This is a genomic window from Enterococcus sp. 1001283B150225_161107_E12, from assembly GCF_015556925.1.
Classification (GTDB): Bacteria; Bacillota; Bacilli; order Lactobacillales; family Enterococcaceae; genus Enterococcus_B; species Enterococcus_B mundtii.
Genome location: NZ_JADNNI010000001.1, coordinates 381,183 through 399,723, shown reverse-complemented (window position 1 = coordinate 399,723; position 18,541 = coordinate 381,183). Strand labels below are relative to the sequence as shown.

At 35.1% G+C, this 18,541-nt stretch carries 14 protein-coding genes; 11 read left to right on the top strand and 3 right to left on the bottom strand.

Annotated elements, in window-relative coordinates; genetic code table 11:
• Positions 1-190 precede the first annotated feature (190 nt).
• From I2F89_RS01680 to I2F89_RS01640, 10 genes are all read left to right on the top strand, one after another.
• A complete protein-coding gene (locus I2F89_RS01680) occupies positions 191-1,402 on the top strand; it encodes an aminotransferase class V-fold PLP-dependent enzyme (RefSeq protein WP_161643079.1) in 1,212 nt (403 codons plus the stop codon).
• Positions 1,392-2,015, top strand: coding sequence for a hypothetical protein (locus I2F89_RS01675; protein ID WP_071866279.1), 624 nt, complete (start codon positions 1,392-1,394; stop codon positions 2,013-2,015). Before I2F89_RS01680 ends, I2F89_RS01675 begins: the two co-directional genes overlap by 11 nt.
• Entirely contained in the window at positions 2,008-2,313 is a 306-nt protein-coding gene (locus I2F89_RS01670; RefSeq protein WP_081355902.1) for a nucleoside triphosphate pyrophosphohydrolase, read from the top strand. The genes I2F89_RS01675 and I2F89_RS01670 overlap by 8 nt, the downstream gene beginning before the upstream one ends.
• Positions 2,288-3,562, top strand: a complete 1,275-nt coding sequence (locus I2F89_RS01665) for a glycosyltransferase family 2 protein (RefSeq protein WP_195513301.1) — start codon at positions 2,288-2,290, stop codon at positions 3,560-3,562. The genes I2F89_RS01670 and I2F89_RS01665 overlap by 26 nt, the downstream gene beginning before the upstream one ends.
• Positions 3,563-3,574: 12 nt before the next feature.
• On the top strand, positions 3,575-4,723 hold the full coding sequence (locus tag I2F89_RS01660; protein WP_115357739.1) for a glycosyltransferase: 1,149 nt from the start codon (positions 3,575-3,577) through the stop codon (positions 4,721-4,723).
• A complete protein-coding gene (locus I2F89_RS01655; RefSeq protein WP_115357738.1) occupies positions 4,695-5,456 on the top strand; it encodes an HAD-IIB family hydrolase in 762 nt (253 codons plus the stop codon). Before I2F89_RS01660 ends, I2F89_RS01655 begins: the two co-directional genes overlap by 29 nt.
• Positions 5,449-6,666: a PTS sugar transporter subunit IIC gene (locus tag I2F89_RS01650; RefSeq protein ID WP_195513300.1), complete on the top strand. Its 1,218-nt coding sequence runs from the start codon at positions 5,449-5,451 to the stop codon at positions 6,664-6,666. Before I2F89_RS01655 ends, I2F89_RS01650 begins: the two co-directional genes overlap by 8 nt.
• Positions 6,667-7,217: 551 nt before the next feature.
• Positions 7,218-7,346 carry a hypothetical protein gene (locus I2F89_RS15605; RefSeq protein WP_010735268.1) on the top strand — a complete coding sequence of 43 codons (129 nt, stop codon included), beginning with the start codon at positions 7,218-7,220 and terminating at the stop codon, positions 7,344-7,346.
• 1,205 nt (positions 7,347-8,551) lie between these two features.
• A complete protein-coding gene (locus I2F89_RS01645) occupies positions 8,552-8,995 on the top strand; it encodes a hypothetical protein (protein WP_161643083.1) in 444 nt (147 codons plus the stop codon).
• 17 nt (positions 8,996-9,012) lie between these two features.
• Positions 9,013-9,372 carry a hypothetical protein gene (locus I2F89_RS01640; protein ID WP_071866286.1) on the top strand — a complete coding sequence of 120 codons (360 nt, stop codon included), beginning with the start codon at positions 9,013-9,015 and terminating at the stop codon, positions 9,370-9,372.
• Positions 9,373-10,191: 819 nt separating this feature from the next.
• Here I2F89_RS01640 and I2F89_RS01630 read toward each other — a convergent pair.
• Positions 10,192-11,676: a helix-turn-helix domain-containing protein gene (locus I2F89_RS01630; protein WP_195513298.1), complete on the bottom strand. Its 1,485-nt coding sequence runs from the start codon at positions 11,674-11,676 to the stop codon at positions 10,192-10,194.
• A 189-nt stretch (positions 11,677-11,865) separates the two neighbouring features.
• On the opposite strand from I2F89_RS01630, the gene I2F89_RS01625 reads away from it, so the two are divergent.
• Positions 11,866-14,883, top strand: coding sequence for a bacterial Ig-like domain-containing protein (locus I2F89_RS01625; protein ID WP_195513297.1), 3,018 nt, complete (start codon positions 11,866-11,868; stop codon positions 14,881-14,883).
• Between the two features lie 66 nt (positions 14,884-14,949).
• Here I2F89_RS01625 and I2F89_RS01620 read toward each other — a convergent pair whose 3' ends face one another.
• Positions 14,950-16,737 carry an ABC transporter ATP-binding protein gene (locus I2F89_RS01620; RefSeq protein ID WP_195513296.1) on the bottom strand — a complete coding sequence of 596 codons (1,788 nt, stop codon included), beginning with the start codon at positions 16,735-16,737 and terminating at the stop codon, positions 14,950-14,952.
• Positions 16,724-18,472, bottom strand: a complete 1,749-nt coding sequence (locus I2F89_RS01615) for an ABC transporter ATP-binding protein (protein ID WP_195513295.1) — start codon at positions 18,470-18,472, stop codon at positions 16,724-16,726. Before I2F89_RS01615 ends, I2F89_RS01620 begins: the two co-directional genes overlap by 14 nt.
• Positions 18,473-18,541 lie beyond the last annotated feature (69 nt).

The window sequence follows — 18,541 nt, the reverse complement described above, 5'->3', positions numbered from 1 at the left end:
CTGGAAACATTATATCATATTCTAGATATAATATTTCTAGCGATAGATATAGTATCGAATAATACATAGAAGAGAGGGGATTGATATAAATAAAAAAAGAACAATAGTTAAAACAAAGAGAAAAAAACAAAATTTATATTTTTAAGTTAAAAAAAAAATGATGACGAATTAAAATATTGGAGGCGATTCTATGGATTCTATTTACTTTGACAACGCATCTACATCATTTCCTAAAAGTAAAAAAGTATTGGAAAGTATTTCAGATTTTATAAAAAATACTGACGGTAGTTACAATCGTTCAGAATCAACTGAAGAAAGTGATTATATCTTTGAAACTAGGAGAAAACTAGCAGAGCTTATAGGAGTAAAGTATCCAACCCATATTATATTTACAAGTAATGCAACAGAAGCTCTGAATACCATTATTTTTGGATTCGTAAATAAAAACGCAAATATAGTTTCTACTGTCACAGAACATAATTCAGTAATACGTCCGTTAACCTATTTACAAAAGATTAGAAATATAACAGTTGATTGGGTTGAATGTGATCGCTATGGTTTAATCAATGTAGATGAACTAATTGATTTTGTCGATGAAAAAACAGATCTTGTTATAGTGAACCATGGTTTAAATGTAACTGGTCAAGTACAACCAATCGCCGAGATTTGTAAACGTGTCAAACAAAAAGGAGATATTCCTATTTTGATTGACATGTCTCAAACCATAGGGCATATAGAAATTGATAATAATAACCTTGAAGCAGATTTTATCGTTTTTACTGGTCATAAAGCTTTGAAAGCGTTATCTGGTATTGGTGGGTTTTATATTAACCCCAAACATACTAGTATTTCTCCTTTGAAAGTTGGTGGCACCGGTGTTTTATCAGAACTTCTTAGTCAGCCAAGGACTCTCCCATATTATTTTGAATCAGGAACATTGAACTATCCAGGAATTTTTTCTTTGTATTGTAGTTTATCAGAAATGTCTATAGAGACTTTAAAAAATAAAAAAGAATACATATATACTCTGACGGATTATTTAATAAATAAATTAACTGATATGCATAATATTGATATTTATAGCAATGCCAATGTATTAGGTATCGTTTCTTTTAATATTAAAGGAATGATTGCTGCACGAGTTTCTAGCTTACTTCAAAAAGAAAATATTAAGACACGCTCAGGTTTACTATGCGCATCCTTTTTACACCATCATATCCATGACAATGTATATGGTTGTGTGAGGATTAGTTTATCTGAATCAAATACAAAGGAAGAGGCAGACAAACTAATAGATATCTTGGGAGGGATTTGTAACAAGGTGGGAGAATATCAAAATATTAAGCTTCCAAGGGTTTATGAATTGCCCATTCCAGAAAGGAAGTATTTCAATGAAAAATAAAACGATTGATTTTTGTACATTTTGTTCTCAGGAAAAAGATAAAATTTATATCAAAACTGAAAATTTTACAGTCTGGTTAGCTATTGGTCAAATCGTTGAAGGTTATTCACTAATTATGCCTAATGATCATTATCATTGTATTGGTGCTCTACCAGATATTTTAAAAAAAGAATATCTTCAATTAAAACAAAAAGTACGAAATTTATTAACTAAGTATTATGGGGCGTGTATTTTTTATGAACATGGACGTGTAGGTTATTGTAATGTACAACCTGGAGAGCAATTATGCTACCATGGACACTTGCATGCGGTACCTGTTGCGATTGACTTACTAGAAAGTTTTAAAGCGGATGGATTATTTCCTATCGAGTTAGAAGATGATCGTGAATTTTTCAAGGCGTATATGGAATATGGACATTATTTATATTATGAAGATGTAACTTCAAGGAAGTTTCTTGTACCAATTACGCAACCTTTACAAAGACAGTATTTAAGGTTTATAACTGCAATAAAAATTGGAAGACCAGAATTAGCAAACTGGCAAGAATTTCCTGAGTGGAATAAATTTTACTCAGCGAAGAAAAAGTTAATTATAGGTGAAAATAATGAATAAACTAATTAGAACCAAATTAAGAGAAAAAATACTTGAAACTAATCCAAATGCTAAATTTATTGATTTAACGTCTATTGAAGTAGAAAGTGAACTTAAAAAAAAGCTATTAGAGGAAGTACAAGAATTTATTGAGGCTAAAAGTGTGTATGAAAAAAATGAAGAGATGGCAGATATTCTAGAAGTAATCGATGCATTTTATAGTTTTGACTTATTAAAGAAAGAACATGTATTGCACGCTAAAACTAAAAAGTACGAAGAACGAGGTGGGTTTAATGAAGGAATATATTGGAAACAGTAATATCCATTCCTTTGTAACTGTAGCAATGAACAAACCGAAAGAATTGAATAGATTATTGGAATATATCGAGAAGCTTATTCGCCCTGATCTTTACCAATTTGAATGGATTATTGTAACAAATGACTCAATTTCAACTAGTTCTATTCCAAATGTATCAATTTATGAACATGCACAAGGAAATATTTCTCAATTAAGAAATTATGGGGCTGATTTTGCAAAAGGAGAATTTATAACTTTTCTAGACGTAGATATGATATTTAAGCAAGATTTTTTTGAAGAAATTATTCTTAAATTGAAAAAAGTTACAAATAAAACTGTGCTTTTACATTATATTTATGGGTTTAATGTAGAAGATACTCTACCTAATCGATCTATTTTTGAAAAAATATCTCCGATGAATGTTGGGCAGTTTTTAAAAACATATGAGGACGTCTGGAGTGATTATAGAAAAGATGTTTTTCAACTGTATAAAGATGATCTCTCAACGTTGAGAGCTCCATGGGTATATGGATGGAGTGGTGCTTTCACATGTAATAACTCCGAATTTATGAAAGTGAAAGGATTTGATGAATCGTTTAATGGTTGGGGAGCAGAAGATACGGATTTGTCTTATCGATTATTTCTAAATAATAACACTTTTATAATTTCTGAAAAATCTCCGGTTATTCATTTTCCGCATCCAAGTAAGTCAAAAGACATTTCTAAGGAGTATTTTAATAATAGGTGCAAACTTTTTATGAAGAATCCAGCAATAGAAAGTGAATTATATAAATACATTACTGGGATAAATTTGAATAACGTTCTCAATAAATTAGAAGTAACTGTTATTTGTTCGATGTCACCAGTTTATGCTCACCATGACTTGAGTGCTATCAAGTCAAAAATGAAAAGCAATAATTTATTCATAGGGACTGACTCACTTGGCATATTAAAACAGTTATTGCCCCAAGAAATACTAGTATGGTCCGATAGGTTTGAGCAAGTTGTGAATAAACACCTTTCGACAATCAAGACGACTAAATATTTTGGTGTTTCTACAAATTACAAGGATAACTATTTTGATTGCGTATTTCTTTTTGACGCAGGAATTTCTATATTTCCAACTTTGAAAAAAAGAATTTTTATGGAAGCATATAGAATTGGAACTGAAGTGTATCTTGTTAAAGATCCTTTGTTTTATCCATTGGAAGAATTTGAATTAGAAATGACTGAATTTCAAAATAACGAAATAATAAATATTGAAATTTGAGGAGGCCTTTGGATGGGCTTAGCATTATGTTTAATGATGAAAAACGAAGAAGAATATTTAGATGATTTTTTTCGAAACTGCTTTGCTGATGCTATTTATGTACTTGATACGGGATCAACTGATCAATCAATTCAAATTGCGCAAAAATATACAACTAATATTTATAGTAAGCCTTTTAATAATGATTTTTCAGCTATGAGAAATTATTTGCTAGAGAAGGTAGAAGAAGATTGGATATTATTCTTGGATGCAGATGAGTTACTATTGGAATCGGATTGGTACAAAATTAGACATTTTATAAAAAGTAATAGTGATGATAGCAATACTGGTGGCTATAGATTTTTAAGGTATAACTTTTTTGGAACAGGTGGGTGGTACTCTGACTCAATGGTAAAATTGTTTCGGAATCATTGTGGATTTAAATATTATAAAAAAGCCACCGAAAAAATAGAACCATCAATTAAATGTAAAGGGTTTAGTGTTGCCGATATTCCTATTACACTCAATCATTTAGGCCACCTAAGACCCTTCAAAGAACGACAAATGAAAAATGAAAAGTATATTCAAATAATGAACGAGCAAATTTTGAATAACCCAAAAGAGACACTAGCGAAATCTTATTTGGCAATCATACAAAGAAATGCAGGAAAACTAAAATTAGCAAAGAAGAATGCACAAGAAGCAGCAGAAGCTAATCCAGATAGTGAAATTGCTCAACTCTTTTTAGGATATATTTTTAGAAGTGAAAATGACATTCAACGATCAAAAAAACAATTTCAAAAAGTACTAATCATTAATCCTAAGAATACTAGGGCTCTAAATTCATTAGGAATAACAGAACTCTGTTGTGGGAATTATGAAACTGCTAGGGAATTTTTCGAGAAAGCATTTGAAATTTCACCTCTGTGTATACACATATATATAAATATAGGGCTAACCTACTTTTTTTCCGAGAACTATTTTCAAGCACTCTCATTTTTTAAGCGTGTGCTTGAGATCAATCCATATTTTGGTATCGCTACGACTCAAGGGATATTAGAAATGGACTTTTACAAGTCCCATTATTATGAAACAATTCCCAATTATTGGGGAGTGAGAACGTATATTACAATTTGTGAAAAGGAGTTAGGGAATGATGGATTCTATTTTTTTTATAAGTGACATCGATGGAACAATCTATAGAGAGAAAAAAGTAACAGAAGAGGAATTGTTCTTTTTAAGTTCTGTATCTAAAAGGCATCCAATTGTTTTGGCTACAGGAAGAAATTACGCAATGTTCCATCGTTTTATACAAGAATATAACTTTGAATATGAATATTGTATACTTAATAATGGTGCTTTAGTAATGGATAAACACGGTTCCATACTTTTAAGTTTAATTATGAAAACTAGTATGATATTACCGATAATTCAAAAAATGTTAGTAAAAAAAGAGACCATTATCAATATTACATTTAGTCATCTTCAACAGAATATTTTTTTAGAAGGAATCCATAGTAATAATTTTTTGAAAAGAACATCCAATACCCCTTTAATAACAAACTCTGTTACTTTAGAAGTCAATGGTTATAAAGAATTAAGCAGTGAAATAGATATTTTCACAAAAGCTATAGAGCGGACAGGCTTTCAGGTGAATAAAAATAAAAAATACATTGATATTTCACCACTTGGGAGTGGAAAGGCTAGTTCCGTTATTTGTTTAGGAAATTTAGTCGAAGCTGATGTCAGCAACTCAATCATTGTTGGAGATGAATTAAATGATAAAGAGATGCTTATGCTTACTGAAAAATCATATTGCATGGTTAATGGAAATAGTGAGTTATTTACTGTAGCAAATAATATTATTAGTTCACTCACAGAAATCTCCTTAAAAAAGGAAGAACAAAATGAATAAAGTATATAGTACGATTGAAAATAATTTACTTTTAAAAATATTGCGAAATAGTTTTATTTCATTGATGCCAATTACGATTATCAGTTCATTTTTTATTCTGATAGTGAATTTTCCTATCCCAACTTTTACTAAATTTATGGAAAAAAATTTCAATGTATTATGGACGACTGCCCTTCCTTCAATTCCCAATGCTTTTAATAATCTGATAGGTTTGTTTATTTTAATATCGATTGCCTATAATTATTGTAAAATAAAAAAGAAAGATTATATACTGTACATCACATCAACAATATTCGCTTATTTTATTTTTTTGCCGCTTGAATCCCCAGATCAATTGATCGATTCACTTGGATCACAAGGTATATTCTTTTCGATGCTTTGTGCTCTTATGACATGCGGTATATTAACTGTAAGTTTTAAAAAGAAAAAAAAGATAAATCTACATTCTTCTGTTCCAAGAGAAGTAGCAGAAAGCTTTGAATATTTGTTACCTTTCCTTACGACCACGGTAGTATTATTTTTTATAAAATTAGTCTTAGTAACTTTAAAAATAGACAATCCATCTAGTATGATCAATGGATTAATCCAAGTACCGATCACGAATTTAGGTAGTACTCTTCCAGCAGTTATCATAATTAATCTAGGAATTACATTGTTATGGTTTTTTGGGTTTAATGGGAGTTATCTATTCAATTCAATAATGAATCCGATTTATTTTTCATTAAATATGGAAAATCTTTTGAGTATAACCAAAGGAGAAGTTCCTAAAAATATTATTACTGGAACGTTCCAATCTTTATTTATTAATTTTGGAGGAAGCGGAAGTACCTTTGCATTAATTCTAGCAATACTATTCTTCTCAAAGAACAGTGAAAAAAAAAGTATAGCAAAAGTATCATTTATCCCAGGTTTATTTAACATAAACGAGCCAATAATTTATGGCCTTCCGATTTTACTAAACTTTAGAGTATTTATCCCATTTATTCTTTGTCCAGTAGTCAACACAGTCATAGCTTATTTTTCTATGAGTGTAGGAATTGTAGCGAAAACAAATGGCATCCAAATTCCATGGACGACACCACCTATTATTTCTGGATTCTTAGCCTCTGGAGTTTCTGGAGCCTTTCTGCAAATGGCTTTGATTGCATTGAACATCATGATATATGCACCGTTCGTAAGGACTAAAAATAAAGGAACTTTGATTGGGTAGGCACGACAGATTTGCTGTACTCTCATTCGTTCTAAACTAAGCCTGTTTTAAAATTTCCAATTCTCTTTATTTCATGTTTGATCATAGTCTTACTGAACATCGGCGCTACTCTAGATGAAAGTGCAGTGATTTTTGGTGGTTGTATTTTTATCGTTTGCGCCGAGTGATTTTACCGTTGATCCCTGGAAATTCTGCCATTGGTGCTTTACTTGTGTTTGTCAAAGCAGTTTAAGCGTATCGCACATTGCAACGATCGGCCAAAGCATTGGCTTCTCTATTTGTTACGGCGATTCACCATCATGTAACGATTGCACCAATCAACGTCAACACAGCAGCAAGTTAGTGATCTTCATCTGCTTTTTGTATTAGGTTTTTATAATGAGAAAAGCTATGTGATCTTAACCTGTGATGAACATACAAACATCGTACGTTTTTATGATGAAAAGCATAAAGAAATCAATAAGTATGAATTTTTTAAGTAAAAATGTGGTACAATAGCGAAGTGTTTATCACAGTAGCGAAAAAGTGAATAGAGTAAAAGAGGGAAACAGATGAATTCAAAAGAGAAAATGCTTGAAATAATCAAAAAGAAACAAGGTGGCGGTCGAGTTGAAAAGATGGCTACGCCAAAGAATGATCGTAGTAACATGAGAAAAGGACCTAAAATCTATAATAAATAATGAACGACTGGTATATATCAGCTGAATTATTTGTTGTTATAAACTAACACTAGTGAGTAATCACTGGTGTTTTTTTGTCTAAAAACGAAGAAATAGGTCTCTAGTAAAATAAACCTCCAAACAAATATAAAGAATTATTGGGAAAAAAATCAGAAAAAAACCTGTTTGATAAAAATACATAAGCTATTTTTATTTTTATAAAATCACATTAAAGAGAACGTCGGAAAACGATAGTTATTGTTATTTTATATCGTTTTGGTTTTTAGAATATAATAACGATTAAATTAAAAATACATTAAATAGCTTTTTTAATAATGTTTTTATGCATATTTTTTATGATTTTTTATAAAAAATTCATTTTGGAGAAAAAAGTGTATTTAGAAATTAGTTATTTAATGTTAAGGTATTTAGGAAGATAGCTACGAGTAAATATAACGGAATCCTTTTTTGTTTTACGATTGGGTCTCTCTTTTTTCAATAAATTATTTGATGATAATGAATTAGGAGGAGAAAAAATGGAAGAATATTTCTCAATAATTCCTGAATAATTAAATGAGAAATCAGGCTGTATAAAAAGCCAAGTTGAAGAAAGGCTCTAAAAAAATAAATCGAATGAACTAGATACACAATCTGCTGGAAACGACAAAAGAAATTATTTTAAAAAATTGTATGACTTTATTTAATTTTTTAAATGTCATGTTGTTCATTACAGTTATATCGATCGGATCTTTTAGAAATAGTTTTTTAAGGTCTCGATTTTAGTCAATAAATCTATGGGGATTTACCAAGAAATCAAAGTAAAAAGGACGATAGAAAGACTTAGTGTTTTAAAGCAAGATCATGTGCCTGTTTTGCGAGAAGGGAAAAAGCAACGATAAAAAATTGAAAAGTCCAACTGTTTCGATTCTTATGAAAAAGAGGGCTTAGCAACATTAGAAATCCTTCCTAATATCAGAATGTTTGATGAGCAAGGCGCTGAACGGAGATTGAATTTACCGTTGTTTGAGAAAAACATAGTTTGCATCCTGGAGTATACGTAAAAGCGGAGGCAAGTAACGTGGTGATCGTAGATCCAAAAGATGTACCTCCAGAAGTGAAAAGGAACTTGCTGAATGATTAAAAAATGAAAGGTGGTGATGCGTATGGAGTGATGGAGACCTTTATCGGTAGATCCAATTAAACCTTTAGTAAAGGGGCAAGAAAAATTGAGAAAAATATGTCTATTGATCAGTAGTGCATTGATGGTTCTGTTTGTTGGTTACCACGAGGTAAATGAGCAAAATTTGCCTGTTTTAACTGATAAAAGCGCTGATTTTTCAGGGATCATTGATGCCGCAGACCTGCCTTCTTTAAAGTATTGGAGGGATGAAGTCATTCAAGGTAAGGGAATGAGAGATCTTGAACTCAAATTGAAGTTACAAGATATCAAGAAAATCAAGGATTGTACTTTCATGAGACAAATGACAGAAAGTGATGTGATCATCAATGTAGATGGTGATAGATGGTTGCATGATACGATCAGTAATAGTCGTAAAGTTTATGTCTATTTGACGAAAGAACAGAGATTTGTAGGAAGTGGCCGGATCAAAGAGTTACCAATCGAATCCATTCAAGCGATACGATTCGGACATAAAAAAAATTCAGATTAAAAGGAACGGTGAAAAAAATGGGAAATTCAATTCAAAAATTAGCAGGAATCTCTGCAATGCTATTTAGTGTAGTTTTACTCGTAGGAAGATTATTTCAAGTCATCAGTGATGGACAAACGAATAGTACGATATCGATTCTCTTGAATGGTATGAATTTCATTGTACTATTTATGGTGATTTATGCTTGGCACAAAATAAAACAACAAAAAAAATCGGCGACACCACATTTTATCACGCTCATTGGTTTAGGTATTGCTCAATCTGTGATCATCATTAATCAAGTCAATATCGTAACAAATTATGCTGGGATCTTCTTATTATTAGTTGGTGGTTTTTTAGTATACAGTAGTGGTATTGTTTATTTAGTGAAACGATGAAAAAGAACAGAATATCAAAAAAACAATGCAACAACTAAGTAATTGATCTGGCGGAAAAATACGAGAGTTGTCGCATTGCTAATTATTAAGTATAGATAGATAACAAACATGAGTCAAGAATGTTCATTGAAACAATTCATTCTTGACTCATGGTATGTTCAAAGGATGAAATCGACAGATGAAAAATAGGGGCGGATGGTATGAAATTACTATTCCTGATGCCATTTAATTTGAGAACAGAATTACTCGATGGAGAATCGTTTAATTATGCCAGCAAAAATGATCGATTACATAAAGTTTTAAATAGTTCCCCCTCAAAAAACTTGATCATCAGGTTCGTCAACAAGCAAAAAAAGGTTGGATTCAGCGTGAGGACCACAAAATACTTCAATCGGCACCCAAATGTTTCGCCAATGATTCTTGGATTGTTACTCTTTTTGGCGTTGCATTTTTTGTTCTTTTTTATCATAGACAAAGAAAAAGAACAATGAACAAAAAAGTCAGATGAAAGGAGAGAACCTTCTATGCAGACGAGAACAGATAAACAGATCGATGTCTTTGTTTTAGTGCTTGTGGTTACCATTTTAAGCGTTTATCTTATACGGAACCACAGGGATGATTTATTTCAAGTGTTTCGCTGTCTTAAACTATTTTGAAAGAATGTCGCACTACGTTTTTGTTCGATTCATTTCCTTCCTTGGTTGGAATTTATGGTCTAACAGCTCCATTTGTGAATAGTCACAAGTCTTAGACCTAGGGAGAAATTTTAGACGTTTCTCCCTAAGTCTACAGCAAAAATCGAATGGCTCCTTGAAACTATCAATGACTTGAAGCACGTTCAATCAAATGTAGTTTTAAGTCTGTCCACTCCTCATGCGTCGGGATTTGGGCAATTTGAATCACTTCACAGGCCATTTTCTCCGTAAGATCATAGTTACTGATGATGAGACAAGCTCCCAACTCGTCGATCTTTGTTTGTGTAATCGGTTGATCGAAAAGAAAAAGAGGGTGATACGTTTCAGGTAGCCATTTTTGGATCATAGCCATTAAAAAATTATCATAGCCAGCATCTCCATGAAAAGTAAAGACGATCATTTGCTTTTTCCTTCTTTGGATTTGCTGATAGGAGGATTGGATCATACTCAAAGATAGTGCAACTTCTTTTATGCAGGTCATTGGTATGATCTCTTGCCATTTTAGTTGCTGCAATCGGTCTTGCCAGGAGTGATAGAGTGCTTCAAAGTATGGATCGACTAAATGATCAATCGACAGTGGGTGATTCTCAAAACCATAAGTGATTTTATTAAGTAAGCGAAGATTAGCTAAATAAGCACTCATTTGCTCAATACCTTCCTTTGTTGTACCGTCAATAAGCACTTCGTCGAGTAGAAATTGCTTGATCCATTTTTTGGCTGGTGCTTCTTCTTGATAATGGGTCGCTTTATGCGATATTGTCTCTTGATAGTTAGATGAGCTATAGGAAATACAGTGTAAAGCAATCAAATAAGCCCAAACTAGTTCATTTATAGACAGCTGTTGGATACCAAGAATCTCTCTCAGAAAAGGAGTGATTTTTTTTGAGAACCTTTTGAAGCTTTTTCTAGACTGGATCATACTCAATGTTTCTGAGGGGATTTCACCTTGTTTACGACGCAACCATCTTTCTTTTAAGATGGACAACCATAGCGTGGCACGAAAATTACTAATATGTAAATGAGACTGAAATACTTGCTCTAGTTCAGCGAACATGACTTTGTATGTCTCTTGAGAGGATAAATAAGTATGATCTGTAATGATCGTTCGTCGAAAACTCGTATAAAAGTAAAAAAAGAAAAAACGAATCTCGTTTTCTTTTCCAACAAGATCACCATTTTTGGGAGAGAGTTGGATTCGGTAGTTTTTTAGTTCATGGTTCATGTGTTGAATGATTTTGCGTAAAGCTGAACTAGATAAATGATATTCCAAGCGCATGGCTTCGAAGGATTGCTGATTTCCCCGAAGGCTACGGTCAATGATCTTATAAGTAATCGTTTCTCTAACAAGAGACAAAAGATATGTATCCAGTGTTTCCCCATTGGGTATTTTTAAACGGTAGCCAATCATTTTGATTGATTGCAATTGAATCGATGGTGGTAATTTGGTACGTAATGCCTGAATATCTGAACGTAGAGTGGGTGGTGTGCAGCCTATTTCTTGAACTAATTCAGTGATCGAAGTGATGTCATTTCGTTTTCTCAAATAAGTAAGAATCTTGATTTGACGATGTAATTGTTTATTTTCATGTAGTTTGAAAAAAGGTTCCATTAATTGCTCCTTTCGTTTGGTGAACGCTGATTCGATTGTTTTATTTTATCTCGCTTATTTTGCAAATACAAATCTATTTTTAAATATTTTTTTCGAAAAAAAAAAATAAAAAATTTTCTTTCACGGATTACGGTAAAATTTAGTTGGATGTTTTTTTATCTTTCTATAATTTGAGGAGTTGAATAAACAATGGACCACAGAAAAATAGTAAAAGTGACAGCTTCAATGTTATTACTCATGAACGCATCCCAACAGAGTATCATGACGTTTGCTGATCACTTAGACAGTGGACAAATGACAGAAGAGCTAGTCAGTTCGACCATCGAAGAACCAACAGAGAACAGCGTGATGGAAACAGCAGAAAACGAAGCGATGGATGAGCAGCAAATAAGCGAAACACCAGAATCCTCAGCGACTGTTCCATCTGAAGTGCCGACACAACCCACCACAGAAACAACGCCAGATGTAAATGCTGAGGTAGAGCAATCGACTGTCGATTCGACAGTTCCCACCACTGTGGAACAAGAAGTGACGGATGTTTCTAGTGCCCCAGTTATTCCAGATCCAAATGCCAAGACGGAATGTTTTGAGATAGAGGTGACAGAAGAGCAATTGGCATCTGGTGTGTTCGGTAGCAGTCCTTGGCGGATCGACCAAGAAGGTGTTTTGTACATAGATGCAGGAACATTAGGAGAAACAACTTTGGCGGCTCGTGCGCCGTGGTTTCCTCACCGTTCACTCATCAAAAAAGTGGTTCTTACTGGACCAGTGGTAGCGAATGCTGAATCACTAGGATTGTTTTTTGATCTGAATCAGCTAACGACGATCGAGAATTTAACCAATCTAGATACAAGTCAAGTCACGAATATGGATTATTTCTTTGCTTGGTGCCAGCAACTGACCTCATTGGATCTTACAACTTTTGATACCCAAAATGTTCGTTCGATGAACCACATGTTCAATGGGGTATCTTCTGTCAGTACGCTCGATCTAACCAACTTCAATACTGCGAACGTCACTGAAATGAGTCATATATTTTATGGGATGAGTGGATTGACTTCATTAGATTTGTCCAGTTTTAACACGACGAACGTGTCGAACATGAGCTACATGTTTTATGATTGCTCTGCCTTGACGACACTGGATGTAACTGGTTTTCAAACAGCCAACGTGACAAATTTCAGTCATATGTTCCGCGGTTGTTCCGGATTGGCTCAACTGGATCTTTCTAGTTTTGTAACGAGTCAAGCAACAGAAATGTCCTTCATGTTCCATGGCTGTTCGGGATTACAAGCGTTAGATGTGACACATTTTGATACGAGCAACGTTATGTACATGCATTATATGTTCCATGGCTGTTCCGGTTTGACAGAACTTGATGTTAGCCGCTTTGATACGACAAACGTGACTTCTATGTACTATATGTTTTTCGGTTGTTCCGGTCTGACAGCGTTAGATGTTACGAACTTTTCAACAACTAACGTGACAACAATGAGTTTTATGTTTGCAGAATGTCTCAATTTAGAAGCAATCGATGTCAGTGGTTTTGATACGGAGAATCTTCGATTTATGCGAGGAATGTTTAGAAACTGCCAAAAGATCACTGAATTGGATTTATCTCATTTTAAAACTGGCAAGGTACAATTGCAGCAAGAGATGTTTGCTGGTACAACCTCCTTATCGAAAATCTCTTTAGGTGTCCAGTTTTATTCTTTAAATGATACCAATATTCCAGATTTGCTCGCTACAGAAGAGCATACGGGGTATTGGCAAAACGTGGGATCTGGCACAGACGATGTCCCACTCGGTGAATATGTATTAAGCTCCTCTTCACTGATGTCAACTTATGAAAATAGTATGGCGGATACTTATGTGTGGCAACCAACCGCTAGTGAGTCGATCCGCGCAATTGATTCAACGATTTATGTTGGTGATAGTTGGGAACCAATCGACAATTTTGTTTTAGCGACCGATCAAAATGGAGAATCAATTCCTTTTGATGAAAGTATGGTCAGTGGTACAGTGGATACTACGACAGCAGGAGTCTATCCAGTGACTTATACCAATGGTTCTGCGAGTCAACAGATCAATGTGACGGTCGAAGAAAGTCAAGAAACCCTTAAAGTCACAGATTCGACGATCATTGTAGGGGATGCTTGGACACCAAGTGATAATTTTGTTTCCGCTACTGATAAAACGGGAGAAACTGTTGCCTTTGATGAAAATATGGTCAGCGGCTCAGTCGATACGACACAAGTAGGCGAATACAAAATCACCTATACGTATGGTTCAATCAGTCGTGAAATCACAGTGACCGTCATTGCTAGTCAAGAAGCGATCAAGGCAATCAATTCAAGGATTCATACAGGTGATGTTTGGCATCCAAGCGATAATTTTATCTCAGCAACCAATAGAGCAGGTGACACTTTGCCATTTGATGAAAGTATGGTGTCAGGCACCGTTGACACCGGACGAACAGGAAACTTCATCATTACTTATACGAATGGAGAAGCCTCTCAAAAAATCACAGTGACCGTGGTTGAAAATAGAGAAACGATCCAAGCAAAAAATGGCAGCATTTATGTCGGTGATAAGTGGGCGCCAAGTGATCAATTTGTATCTGCTACAAACAAAGACGGTGAAATGATCACTTTTGATGAAAGCATGGTCAGCGGGACAGTGGATACCACAAAAGCTGGAGATTATCCGGTTACTTATACCAACGGTCGAGCAACAGAAGAAGTCATGGTAGTCGTAAAAGAAAACGGAGAAACGATTGTGACAAAGGATCTCCAATTATATATCGGTGATACGTGGAACCCAAGCGATGGCTTCGTATCGGCAACAAATCGCGAAGGGTTCACTCTTGCATTTGACCAGAATATGGTGTCAGGTGATGTTGATACCAACAAAGAAGGAACCTACACGATCACTTATACGAATGGTTCCGTTTCAGAAACAAGTCAAGTGACAGTGAGTAAACGAGGGACTACGGGAGGAAATGCCAACACAGGCGGAGGGAATACTCAGCAAAAGAAAACAGCCAACACCCCTGCGACCCAAAAAAGACAAGTCCAAGGAAATACAGCAAAAAACTTACCAAAAACGGGTGAGATCCAATCTAGTGCAGCAGTTCTTGGTTTAGCCCTCGTAGGTGGAGCGATAGGAACTTATATCTACAATAAAAAGAAAAATCGTAACGATTGATTCTATAAAATCAAAAAGCCAACTTAGTTTCGGAATGAACCTAGACTAAGTTGGCTTTTTTGTGGCTCAACTATTTTGAAATTGGCTGTTGTATAAGCTCGCGTAAAGAGTTGGTTGTTGTAATAGTTCTGTATGTGTTCCTGTTTCAATGATATCTCCGTTTTGCATCACTACGATCATATCCGCATGTTCAATCGTAGAAAGGCGGTGGGCAATCACGAAACTTGTCCGGTTCTTAGTCAAAGCATTCATTGCTTCTTGGATCAACGCTTCCGTACGTGTGTCGACACTCGACGTTGCTTCATCTAAAATGACGACTGCAGGATTAGCTAAAATGACTCGTGCAATCGTTAAGAGCTGTTGTTGCCCTTGAGATATCGACCCATTTTCGCTCGAGATAATGGTGTCATAACCTTGTGGCAATGTGCGGATAAAATGATCACATTGAGCAATTTTTGCTGCTTGAATGACTTCATCTCTGGTTGCCTCTTTTTTGCCGTAAGCAATATTTTCTGCAACAGTACCTTCGAATAACCAAGTATTTTGTAGTACCATGCCAAATAGATTCCGCAATTCATGGCGCGGCAAATCGGTGATGTCATGACCGTCGAATAAAATCTGACCGTCATTGATCTCATAAAAACGCATCAAAAGATTGACAAGTGTGGTTTTTCCGGCGCCAGTTGGCCCAACGATGGCAACAGTTTGTTGTGGCTTGACCGAGAAGTTAACATCTTTCATCAACGGTTTTTCTGGTGTATAACCAAAGCGCACATGTTTAAATTCAATAGCTCCTTGTGGTGTGATGATTGGATTTTCTACTACCTGATCAATGGCTTCTTCTGGCTCATCCATGATTTCAAAGATTCGTTCGATGGAAGCCATTGCTGATTGCACCGAGTTGATGACATAAGAAGCGGTAGAGATTGGTTCCGAGATTTGGTTGATGTACTGCAAATAGGCTTGCAAGAAACCAATCGTAATACCACCAGATAAAACAGATATTGCGCCAATGATCCCACTAGCGATAAACGCTAATTGATTGATCAAACGAATCGCTGGATAGATCGCAAAATTCATGAATTGCGCTTTTTTGAAAGCTTGCGATTGTTTTTCATTTACTTTATCGACTTCTTCAATCGCTAAAGCTTGTTGGTTGAAAGCTTTGATCACCAAATTACCAGTTAAATATTCTTCCGCTTTATTGTTCAAATCTCCCAGTTCTTCTTGGTTATTGTCGGAAATTTTTTTATTTTTGTTTGCAAATTTTGTTGTGACAACTGTGCTGATCGTAATCAAAACAAGAACAAGTAAAGTCAATTTTATATCGATGTAAAACAACATGATACCAGCTAAAAGAATCGTTACAAGAGAGGTGAAAAATTGATTGATACCTGTTAGAAAAACTTGTGATAGTTGATTTAAACCAGTAGTTGTACGACTAATGATGTCGCCGACTTGATGGCGGTCATAAAAAGCCATCGGTAGAGCTTTGAATTTTTTCGTGACTTCTTTTCGGACACGCAATGTTACTCGTTCACTCAATGAAGCCATTGCTCGTTCTTGGATAAAAGAAGTGACGCTACTCAGTAAAGAAAAGAGTATCAGCAGTATAACGGGTAAAAGCAATGTTTCTTTCACATCAGCCGCAGTCATTTGGGGCAAGCCAACAGCTTGGATACGTGCGAGTAGTTGGTCGATCCCGATACCCATGATCAGAGGCATTGCAACGACTAATGTATTCCCGATCAAGCTACAAAGTAATGAACCATAGAAGATTTTATGCTCGGGTTGGATCATTTTCCAGAAGCGTTTCAAACTTTGTTTTTTTATCGTTGTTTTAGTCATTTCCATCGACTCCCTCCTTCAACAAACCTTGTGATTTCGCAAATTCCTGATACGAGTGATTGGTTTTCAATAACGCTTCATGCGTGCCTTGTCCGACGATCCGTCCTTCATCCAAAACAATAATATTATCAGCGTTCACGATGGTACTTAAACGTTGTGCCACGATGATCAATGTTTTATCTGCCATTTCTCGATGCAACGCACGTCGTAATTTGGCATCTGTCCGATAGTCCAATGCAGAGAAACTATCGTCAAAGACATAGATTTCAGCAGGTTTGACTAACGCCCTAGCGATACATATCCTTTGTTTTTGTCCGCCAGAATAATTATCTCCCCCTTGAGCAACAAAGCTGTCCAATCGATCGGGTAGATTTTCTAAGACTTCATTCAATTGTGCGACGCGAACTGCTTTGGTTAATTCTTCATCTGTCGCATGTTCCTTACCCATCAGTAGATTACTTCGAATCGTTCCACTAAATAAAAAAGCTTTTTGGGGAACATAACTAATATAGCTTCGCAGTGTTTCTTGGTTCATTTCTTTGATTGGAGTGCCTGCGAAAGTGATTTGGCCACTTGAAACATCATTTAAACGTAGCAATAATTTTGCAATGGTACTTTTTCCTGAACCTGTTCCACCAACAATCGCTGTGGTTTTTCCTTTTGGGACGGCAAAATCAATGTTTTCCAACACAGGATCAGCGGTTTCGTTATAACGAAACGTGACATTCTCAAAGGATAAGAAAGTATCATCGACTGAATCGAAGGATAAAGTTTCTGGTTGGTCGGGATCTTTGATTTCGATTTCAGCGTGTAATACTTCCTCAATCCGTTTAAGACAAGAAATTGATTTTGGCACGATGACAAGAACCATTGCGGCAATCATCAAATAGGCAAGTGTCAACATCGAATATTCTACAATGGCAGTCACTGTGCCGATTTGTAAGCTACCATTAGCCACCAAACCGCCACCAAACCACAAAATAGAGGCATAAACGATGCCCATCAATAAAAAGGCAATGGGTGTGACCCAAGCAAAGATCCGATTGACACGAATCATTTGTTGCGCGTAATTTTCAAAGGTCTTATTTGTTCTTTTTTCTTCGTAGTCTTGATTATTAAAGGCACGGATCATATTGACACCTGTAAAGAATTCACGTAGCGTTGTCGTGACACGGTCCATCTTCGGTTGGATACTCAAAGATAAAGGCGTTCCTTTTTTCATCAAATAATACGTGACTAGAGCATAGACGAAGATCGAGCCTAAAGTGATCACTGTTAACTTGACGGAATGCTCCAACATCATCAGAATCGTAAATAGCGAAATGATCGGTGCTGGGATGATCATCTGGCAGAACATGACGATCATTTGTTGGACGTTATCTACGTCATTGGTCATTCTAGTCAAAAGAGAACCGGTGTTAAATCGATCAACATCTTTCATTGATAATTGTTGGAATTTTTGAAAAAAGCTTGCTCGTGTCTGATAGCCAAATCGAGCGGCTAACAAAGCAGAATAGTAGCTTGAGGCAACTGCGGCAAAAGATCCTAATAAGGCAACGATCAACATTTGAATTCCGATTTGTTGGATTTGTTTCACTTCGCCACTTGCAATCCCTGTATCTATGAGATCAGCTACTAACTTTGGCACACCGAGGGTTCCTAGAAGTTGTAAACAGATAAATAAAAGAGTAAGTAATGCAATTCCTTTATTGTTTTTTATAGATTTTTTTAATAATGTCATTGTGTTTCCTCCTTTTCCCGACAAATACGCATTCTACACCTTAAAGTTACTTGAAGGTCAAGAAGAAAA